This window comes from Xenophilus arseniciresistens (assembly GCF_028023875.1).
Classification (GTDB): Bacteria; Pseudomonadota; Gammaproteobacteria; order Burkholderiales; family Burkholderiaceae_C; genus Xenophilus; species Xenophilus arseniciresistens.
Map to the genome: position 1 here is coordinate 258,905 of NZ_JAQIPB010000009.1, position 8,711 is coordinate 267,615.

The 8,711-nt window shown below is 70.4% G+C and carries 6 protein-coding genes; 4 read left to right on the forward strand and 2 right to left on the reverse strand.

The window, feature by feature from the left end:
• Positions 1–6: 6 nt before the first annotated feature.
• From pgaA to pgaD, 4 genes are read left to right on the forward strand one after another with little or no spacing between them, the layout of a single operon-like run.
• Positions 7–2,631: a poly-beta-1,6 N-acetyl-D-glucosamine export porin PgaA gene (pgaA, locus tag PGB34_RS18920; protein WP_271429663.1), complete on the forward strand. Its 2,625-nt coding sequence runs from the start codon at positions 7–9 to the stop codon at positions 2,629–2,631.
• Between the two features lie 23 nt (positions 2,632–2,654).
• On the forward strand, positions 2,655–4,688 hold the full coding sequence (gene pgaB, locus PGB34_RS18925; protein ID WP_271429664.1) for a poly-beta-1,6-N-acetyl-D-glucosamine N-deacetylase PgaB: 2,034 nt from the start codon (positions 2,655–2,657) through the stop codon (positions 4,686–4,688).
• A gap of 2 nt (positions 4,689–4,690) precedes the next feature.
• Positions 4,691–5,965 carry a poly-beta-1,6-N-acetyl-D-glucosamine synthase gene (pgaC, locus tag PGB34_RS18930; protein WP_271429665.1) on the forward strand — a complete coding sequence of 425 codons (1,275 nt, stop codon included), beginning with the start codon at positions 4,691–4,693 and terminating at the stop codon, positions 5,963–5,965.
• Entirely contained in the window at positions 5,958–6,539 is a 582-nt protein-coding gene (gene pgaD / locus PGB34_RS18935; RefSeq protein ID WP_271429666.1) for a poly-beta-1,6-N-acetyl-D-glucosamine biosynthesis protein PgaD, read from the forward strand. The genes pgaC and pgaD overlap by 8 nt, the downstream gene beginning before the upstream one ends.
• 172 nt (positions 6,540–6,711) lie before the next feature.
• Here pgaD and amt read toward each other — a convergent pair whose 3' ends face one another.
• A complete protein-coding gene (gene amt / locus PGB34_RS18940; RefSeq protein ID WP_271429667.1) occupies positions 6,712–8,142 on the reverse strand; it encodes an ammonium transporter in 1,431 nt (476 codons plus the stop codon).
• A gap of 40 nt (positions 8,143–8,182) precedes the next feature.
• Positions 8,183–8,521, reverse strand: coding sequence for a P-II family nitrogen regulator (gene glnK / locus PGB34_RS18945; RefSeq protein WP_225781936.1), 339 nt, complete (start codon positions 8,519–8,521; stop codon positions 8,183–8,185).
• Between the last annotated feature and the right edge of the window lie 190 nt (positions 8,522–8,711).

Consider the following 8,711-nt stretch of genomic DNA (forward strand, 5'->3'; position numbering starts at 1 on the left):
TCTCCCTTGCACCAGCAGCAGCCTTCCCATGCACCCAACGCACACGCCCCTGACCCGGCCCTGCGTACCCCGCCCGCCGCGCGGCGGCGCCTGCTCGGCCCGGCCGGCGCGTTGGGCGCCCTGTTGTTCACCGCCCTGGCGGCCCAGGGCCAGCAGCAGGCGGCGCCGTCCGGGCCACCTGGCGCAGCCTATTCCTCTGCGGCGCACGATGCGCTGATCCTCGCGCGGCGCGAGGGGCGCATCGGCCCCGGCGAAGCGCTGGAGCGCCTGCGCGCCTGGCTGGCACAGGCGAGCGAGTCGCATCCGGCCCGTGCGCGGCTGGCGGCGGATGCTGCGCTGCTGGCCATCGACCTGGACCGCGCCTGCGACGCCGTGGGCTTTGCGCAAGCCGTGCCGCCCAGCGACGTGCCCGAATACGCACTGGCCCCGCTGGTGTCTGCGGCCCGGCACTGCGGCCAGAGCGCGCTGCAGGCGGCGCTGATCCAGGTCTGGATCCACCGCATGCCCGCCGCGCGCGAGCCCGTGCGCCAGGCCGCCTTCTGGCACCTGGACACGGGCGATCTGGCCGGCGCGCAGCCGCTGCGCGAGCGGCTGGCCAACCCGATGCCCACTGACGTGGGCGAGCGTGTGAACCTGCTGGAGCTGGACGCGGCCATGGCGCTGGCGCAGCAGCAGCGCACCCGCGCGCTGGGCCTGTACCAGCAGATGCTGGCGCTGCAACCCGAACATCGTCAGGCGCGGCGGCAGACGGTGCTGATGCTGTCCGAAGCAGGGGGCGCCTCGTCGGCCTGGGAGCAGGCGCGCCGCGCGCAGCAAAGCCGGCCGGGCACCTTCACGCCGCTGGAGCTGGCCGGGCTGCAGCAGGCCGCACTGGGCGAACAGGTGGGCTGGGCCACGGCCGAGCGCGACCTGCGGCTGGGCCCCACGCGCACCCAGCCGCTCGATGAAGTGCTGGCCGCACTGCAGTCCGCCGAGGGCGAAGCGCTGGCCCAGTCACAACGTGCGGGCGATTCGCCGCAGGCGGCCGAATGGACGGCGCTGCACAAGCGCCTGCGCTGGGACCACGTGCTGGCGCTGGTGGAGAGCGGCCAGCCCGAAGCCGCCATCAGGCTGTACCGGCAACTGCTGGGCGAAGGGCTGCAGCCGCCCTTTCATGGCCAGATCGCGGCGGCGCGTGCGCTGGCGCGCATGGGACGCTCGCATGAGGCCGTGCGCGTGTACGAGCAGGCGCTGGCCGGGGCCGACGAGGAACGCAACGACGTGCGCCGCGCACAGCTGGGGCTGATCTACACCTATGCCGATGCGGGCCGCTTCGACGACGCGCACGCGCTGCTGGAACGGCTGCAGCAACGCACGCCGGTCTTCCTGCGGCTGGCGCCCGTGGCGCAGACGCCCAACCCCGAATACTCCGAGCTGCATGAGATCGAGGCCGACCTGCTGCTCATGGGCGACCGGCTGGATGCTGCGCAGGCGCGCTTTGCCACGCTCTCCGGCGCTGCGGGCATGCATGCGGGCTTTCGCGCCGGTGCGGCCACGGTGGCACAGCGGCGCGACCACCCCGAACGCGCGGTGGCCCAGTACGAAGCCCTGCTGGCCGACGACCCGCGCGGCATCCAGACCCGCGCCGGCCATGCCGAGGCGCTGATGGCGGCCAACGAATGGCGGCCTGCGCGCGAGCAGGTGGAATCCTTGATGGCCGACGCGCCCGACGACACCGTGGTCGAGCGCGTGCAGCGCCACCACGCGGCCGCCACCGGCGCGCGGCTGGACGTGGAGGCCGGCGGCGAATCGGGCAACCTGGCCACGGCCAACCGTGTCTGGCAGCTCGACAGCCGGCTCAGCTCGGGCCTGATGAACGACAGCTGGCGCCTATTGGCCGGCTACACGCGCGCCCAGGGCGAGACGGATGACGGCGGCTACCACCACTGGCACCGCGGTGCGCTGGGCCTGAGCTGGTCGCGCAGCAAATGGGACGCCGAGGTGCTGCTGCAAAGCGCCAACAGCGGCCCCTACCGCCACAGCCTGGCGGCCAGCCTGGCCTACCGCCTGAGCGACCAGTGGCGCCTGGCGGCCCGCTTCGACGGCGACAGCACGCAGACGCCCTGGCGCGCGCGCACGGCCGGCATCGGCGCGCGCAGCACCGAGCTCGAAGCCAGCTGGATCCACAGCGAGCGCCGCAGCATCGGCCTGACGCTGAACCACCTGGCGCTGAGCGACGGCAACGCGCGCAACGGCGCCACGCTGCAGTGGCGCGAGCGCTGGCTCAGCACGCCGCGGCTGCAGGTCGAAAGCACGCTCTCGGCCAGCGAAGGCAGCTGGCGGGAGCAGCAGCAGCGCCCCTACTTCAGCCCCGACCAGGAGCGCAGCGTGCAGGCCAGCGTGTGGGCGCAATGGCTGACCTGGCGTGAAAACGAGCGCGCGTTCTTCCAGGGCGTGGAGCTCAGCGCGGGCGGCTATCGCCAGAGCGGCTTTGGCAGCGGCTCGCTGTGGAACCTGCGCTACGAGCACCGCTGGCAGTTCGGCCCGCACGCACAGCTGCGCTACGGCCTGTCCGTGGGCAGCCACCCCTACGACGGCCGGCGCGAGCGCCAGCGCCGGATCTATCTCCAGCTTTCGGTTCCGCTGTACTGATGTCTCTGCCCGACCTCCCCCTGATGACCCGGCGCCGCGCGCTGGCCTTCTCTGCCCTGTTGGGCGCCGGCAGCGCGTGGCCGCTGCAGGCCGCCGCGCAGGTGTTGCCGCCGCCCGATGCCGAGGACGGCAGCAGCTTCCGCGTGCTGGCCTTCCACGACATCCGCGACGACGTGCGCGCCGATTTCGAGGCCGGCGTGGACGGCACCGCGATCAACGAAAGCACGCTGGTGGACTTCTTCGCCTGGCTGGTCCAGCACCGCTACAACGTGGTCAGCCTGCAGCAGGTGATTGCCGCGCGCACGGGCGGCGCGCCGCTGCCGCCGCGCGCCGTGCTGCTGAGCTTCGACGACGGCTACCGCAGCACCTACACGCGCGTGTTCCCGCTGCTGCGCCAGCATGGATTTTCGGCCGTGCTGGCCCTGGTTTCGAGCTGGATGGAAGTGCCGTCCGGCGCCCGGGTGCCCTACGGCAGCCACATGCTGCCGCGCGAACAGTTCCTGAGCTGGGACCAGGCCGCCGAGATGGCGCGCTCGGGCCTGGTGGAGCTGGCCAGCCACAGCCATGCGCTGCACGAAGGCATTCAGGGCAATCCGCAGGGCAACCTGCTGGCCGCCGCCACCACTTTGCGCTTCGACCCCGCGAGCCAGCGCTATGAAGACGTGGACACCCATGTGCGCCGCGTCGAGGCCGACCTGCGCCGCAGCCGCGAGTTGATCGAGGCGCGCACCGGCGCGCGCGTGCGGGCGATAGCCTGGCCCTATGGCGCGTACCACAGCGCGGCCGTCGCGGCCGCCGCGCGGGCCGGCATGCCCGTCACGCTGACGCTGGACGACGGGCCCAACACGCCCGCGCAGCCGCTGTCGGCCATTCGGCGCGCGCTGCCTTCGTACCTGCTGTCGGCGCCCGAGTTCCAGTGGCTGCTGCGCCAGAGCGCCCAGGGCCAGCCGCGGCCCATCAACCGCATCATGCATGTGGACCTGGACTACGTGTACGACCCCGACCCGGCGCAGCAGGAATTGAACCTGTCGCTGCTGATCGAGCGCGTGGCCGCGGTGGCGCCGCGCGCGGTCTTCCTGCAGGCCTTTGCCGACCCCGATGGCGACGGCGTGGCCGAGGCGCTGTACTTCCCCAACCGGCACCTGCCCGTGCGCGCCGACCTGTTCAGCCGCGCGGCCTGGCAGATCTACACGCGCGCCGGTGCGCGGGTCTATGCGTGGATGCCGGTGATGTCCTTTCGCCTCCCCGAAGGCCACCCGCTGGCTGCGCGCGTGGTGCAGGCGCAGGACCCGTCGCTGGCCAGGGGCCGCTACCAGCGGCTGTCGCCCTTCGACGAAGAAGTGCGCACGCTGATCGGCGACATCTACGAAGACCTGGGCCGGCATGCGCGCTTCCAGGGCCTGCTGTTCCACGATGACGCCTTCCTCGGCGAGGACGAGGACACCAGCCCCGCCGCGCTGCAGACCTATGCGCGCTGGCAGTTGCCGGCCGATGTGGCGCGCATCCGCAGCGAGCCAGCCCTGATGCAGCATTGGACCGCCGCCAAGACGCGGCACCTGACCGAGTTCACGCACATGCTGGCGCAGCGCACGCGCGCCTGGCAGCCGGTGCTGGAGACCGCGCGCAACTACTACGCGCGCACGGTGATGGAGCCGCAATCGCAGGCCTGGTTCGCGCAGGACTACGCGGCCGCGCTCGATGCCTATGACTACGTGGCGCTGATGGCCATGCCCTACATGGAAGAAGCGGCAGACGCGAAGCAGTGGCTGGCGCAACTGGCGCAGCGCGTGGCCGCCACGCCCGGCGGTGCGCAGCGCACGCTGTTCGAGCTGCAGGCGCGCGACTGGCGCAGCAATCGCCCGCTGGCCGATGCCGAACTGGCCGAGCAATGGGAGCTGCTGCTGCGCCACGGCATGCGGCACCTGGGCTACTACCCCGACGACTTCCACAACAACCAGCCCTCGCAGGCGCTGCTGCAGCGCATGCTGTCGGTGCGCAGCGAACTCGCACGGCCGCAGGTGTGGGCGCGCGATCCGGCGGCGCGGGGCGCGCAATGAACATGGCTGATTTCGTGGCCAACGTCCTGCCCGGCTGGCTGTTCGGCTTTGTCTTCTACTACCCCTTCTTCATGGCCTATGTCTGGATCTCGGGCGGCCTGGCGCATTCGTGGGTGTTCGAGCACGGCATCGACTTTCACGAGAACCCGCTGTCCGAGCTGCCGCCGGGCGCGTATCCGCTGGTGACGGTGGCCGTGCCCTGCTTCAACGAAGAGCCGCATGTGGAGCAGGTGGTGGCGCAGCTGATGGCTTCGCACTACCCGAACTTCGAGCTCATCGCCATCAACGATGGCAGCAGCGACCGCACCGGCGAAATTCTGGACGCGCTGGCGCTGCAGCACCCGCGGCTGCGCGTCATCCACAACGTGGCCAACCAGGGCAAGGCCGTGAGCCTGAACACGGCCTGCCAGCTCGGTGGCGGCGAATACATCCTGGGCGTGGACGGCGACGCGCTGGTCGACCCGCATGCCATCGCCTGGATGCTCGCGCCCATGCTGCGCGACGAGCGCATCGGCGCCGTCACCGGCAACCCGCGCATACGCACGCGCACCACCGTGCTGGGGCGCATGCAGGTGGGCGAGTTCTCTTCCATCATCGGGCTGATCAAGCGCTCGCAGCAGTTGATCGGAGCGCTGTTCACGGTCTCGGGCGTGCTGGCGATGTTCAGGCGCAAGGCCGTCATGGAGGCCGGCTTCTGGAGCCACGACGTGATGACCGAGGACATCGACATGAGCTGGCGGCTGCAGATGCGCGGCTGGCGCCTGCGCTTCGAGCCGCGCGCGCTGTGCTGGATCCTGATGCCCGAAACCCTGCGCGGCCTGTGGCGCCAGCGCCTGCGCTGGGCCGTGGGCGGCATCCAGACCATGACGCGCTACACGCCGCAGACGCTGCGCCTGCGCAACCTGCGGCTGTGGCCGGTGTACCTCGAATACATGACCAGCGTGCTGTGGGCCTACGCCATGGCCTTCGTGCTGCTGATGGGGCTGCTGCGGCCCTGGCTGCCCGAGTACTCGGCCTGGCAGACCTCGGCCGTGCCGCAGTGGCAGGGCATGCTGCTGGCGCTGAGCTGCCTGCTGCAGATGCTCACCAGCCTGTGGATCGACCGGCGCTACGACCGCGACCTGCTGCGCTACTACGTGGGCACCATCTGGTACCCCATCGCCTTCTGGGCCATCACGATGGTGGCGACGGTGGTCGCGCTGCCCAAGGCCCTTCTTCGCCGCCGCGGCAAGCGCGCGGTCTGGACCAGCCCCGACCGAGGAGTCACCGATGCCTGATCACGACCTTGTTGCACGCCGTCCCCCTGCCTCCACCGCGCTGCCGCCGCGCCAGCGCCCCTGGAGCCAGCCGCCCGGCGTGGAGGAGCCCATCATCGACGCGGCGCGCGTGCCCCTGTCGACCTACCTGTCCAGGCAGGGCCCGCCCTGGTCGCCGCTGCGCCGCATCGCCACCTTCGTGTGGCTGCGCATGCTGCGCCCGCTGCTGACCCTCTTCATCTGGGTGGCCGCGCTGATGTACGCCTGGCCCTATGTGCTGGGCACGCCCTCGCAACCCGAGACCCGGCACCTGCTGGTGCTGTATGCCGGCGTCATCGCCGTGATCTTCGTGGGCATGGTGATGGTGGCGCCCGTGCGCAGGCTGCAGCAGCGGCGGTCCAGGCAGCAGTTCAAGGCCGACGATTCGTCGCTGATGGCGCTGGCCGACCTGATCGAGATCCCGCCCGCGCAGCTGAGCCTGTACCAGAAGGCGCGGCGCCTGTTCGTCCAGCACAACCCGCATGGCCGCCTGCACCAGGCCATGACGCAGCGACCCGCGCCACAGCCGATGCGCCAGATCGACAGGAGCCGCTGAACGGCCCGGAGAAAGAGGAAGGAAAAAAGAAACCCGCCGGCGCACGAAGCGCGGGCGGGCAAACATCCAAAGGAGACTCTTGCTGAAAAAAACCGGAGGCGCGGGGCGGGTGGTGGTCGACCCTGCCCCGCGCCGGTGAAAGCGGCAGTGGCTCGCGCCACTGCCCGGGGCATCAACGGTTGTAGGCCGTTTCGCCGTGCGAGGAGATGTCCAGGCCTTCGCGCTCTTCCTCTTCGGTCACGCGGATGCCCACGGTCAGGTCGGCGATCTTGAAGGCGATGAACGCCACCACGCCAGACCACACGATGGTGAACAGCACGCTCTTGACCTGGATCCAGACCTGCGCGCCCATCGAGAAGGTGTCGGGCGTCAGGCCGCCGGTGCCGCCCAGGCTCTGGGCCGCGAACACGCCGGTCAGGATGGCGCCGACGATGCCGCACACGCCATGCACGCCGAACACGTCGAAGGCGTCATCGGCCTTGAGCATGCGCTTGAGGCCACCCACGCCCCACAGGCCGACGAAGCCTGCGATCACGCCCAGCACGATGGAACCCATGGGGCCCACGAAGCCGGCCGCGGGCGTCACGGCCACCAGGCCGCCGACGGCGCCGGAAGCGGCACCCAGCATCGAGGCCTTGCCCTTGTGCAGCGCTTCGCCCAGGATCCAGGCCAGCGTGGCAGCGGCGGTGGCCAGCACGGTGTTGATGAAGGCCAGGCCGGCAGCGCCGTTGGCGGCACCGGCGGAGCCGGCGTTGAAGCCGAACCAGCCCACCCACAGCAGCGATGCGCCCACCATGGTCAGCGTCAGCGAGTGCGGCGTGAAGGCTTCCTTGCCGAAGCCGATGCGCTTGCCCACCACGTAGGCGCCCACCAGACCGGCCACACCGGCGTTGATGTGGACCACGGTGCCGCCGGCGAAGTCCAGCGCGCCGTCCTTGGCCAGCAGGCCGCCGCCCCACACGATGTGGGCCATGGGCAGGTAGCTGAAGGTGAACCACAGCACCGAGAACACCAGCACGCCGGCAAACTTGGCGCGTTCGGCGAAGGCGCCCACGATCAGCGCCACGGTGATGGCGGCGAAGGTGCCCTGGAAGGAGATGAACACATGCTCGGGGATGGTCGTGAGCGCGCCGAAGGTCTCGGTCGTCACGCCCGCCAGGAACAGCTTCTCGAACCCGCCGATGAAGCTGCCGTCACCCGTGAAGGCCAGGCTGTAGCCGTAGATGGACCACAGCAGGCTGATCAGCGAGAAGATCACGAAGACCTGCATCAGCACCGACAGCATGTTCTTGCTGCGGCCCAGGCCGCCGTAGAACAGGGCCAGGCCCGGGATGATCATCAGGATCACCAGCAGGGTGGAGGTCAGCATCCAGGCGGTGTCGCCCGAATCGACCTTGGGGGCCGGCGCGGCGGCCGCGGGGGCGGCTTCGGCGGCAGCGGGTGCGGCGGCAGCGGGTGCGGCGGCGGCAGGTGCAGCCGCAGGCGCGGCGGCTGCAGGGGCCGTGGCGGCAGGCGCTTCGGCGGGCGGCGTCTGGGCGCTGGCGCCCAGACCCAGGGTGAGGACGCTCAGGCCGAGCGCCAGCGATGCAAGCAGTTTTTTCATGTCCTGTCCGTTTGTCTTGTTCTTGGGGCCGGTCGCCGGATCACAGAGCCTCGCGGCCCGTCTCGCCGGTGCGGATGCGCACGACCTGTTCCACGTCGTAGACGAAGATCTTGCCGTCGCCGATCTTGCCGGTGCGCGCGGCGCTTTCGATGGCCTCGATGACCTGCTCGACGATGTCGTCGGCGATTGCCGCCTCGATCTTGACCTTGGGCAGGAAGTCCACGACGTACTCGGCGCCACGGTACAGCTCCGTGTGGCCTTTCTGGCGACCGAAGCCCTTGACCTCGGTGACGGTGATGCCCTGCACGCCGATGGCCGAAAGTGCTTCACGCACCTCGTCGAGCTTGAAGGGTTTGATGATGGCGGCAATCATCTTCATGATTTCTCTCCTCGGAAGGGAATGGGTGGCACGCGGTCTGAGAGCAAGTTCCAGGCCGCGGCAGCCCGGCGGTGGATCAGAAGGACTTGGCGAGCGTGACGATGAAGCGCGCCTTGTTCACGGACTGCGCTTGCGCGCCGTAGATGAACGAGCCGTCGCCATACACGTCATAGCCGTCGGCCGTGCTCAG

Coding starts and splice junctions, on each gene's coding strand:
- pgaB (WP_271429664.1), top strand. CDS start 2,655: ATGACCCGGCGCCGCGCGCTGGCCTTCTCTGCCCTGTTGGGCGCCGGC.
- pgaC (WP_271429665.1), top strand. CDS start 4,691: ATGGCTGATTTCGTGGCCAACGTCCTGCCCGGCTGGCTGTTCGGCTTT.
- pgaD (WP_271429666.1), top strand. CDS start 5,958: ATGCCTGATCACGACCTTGTTGCACGCCGTCCCCCTGCCTCCACCGCG.
- amt (WP_271429667.1), bottom strand. CDS start 8,142: ATGAAAAAACTGCTTGCATCGCTGGCGCTCGGCCTGAGCGTCCTCACC.
- glnK (WP_225781936.1), bottom strand. CDS start 8,521: ATGAAGATGATTGCCGCCATCATCAAACCCTTCAAGCTCGACGAGGTG.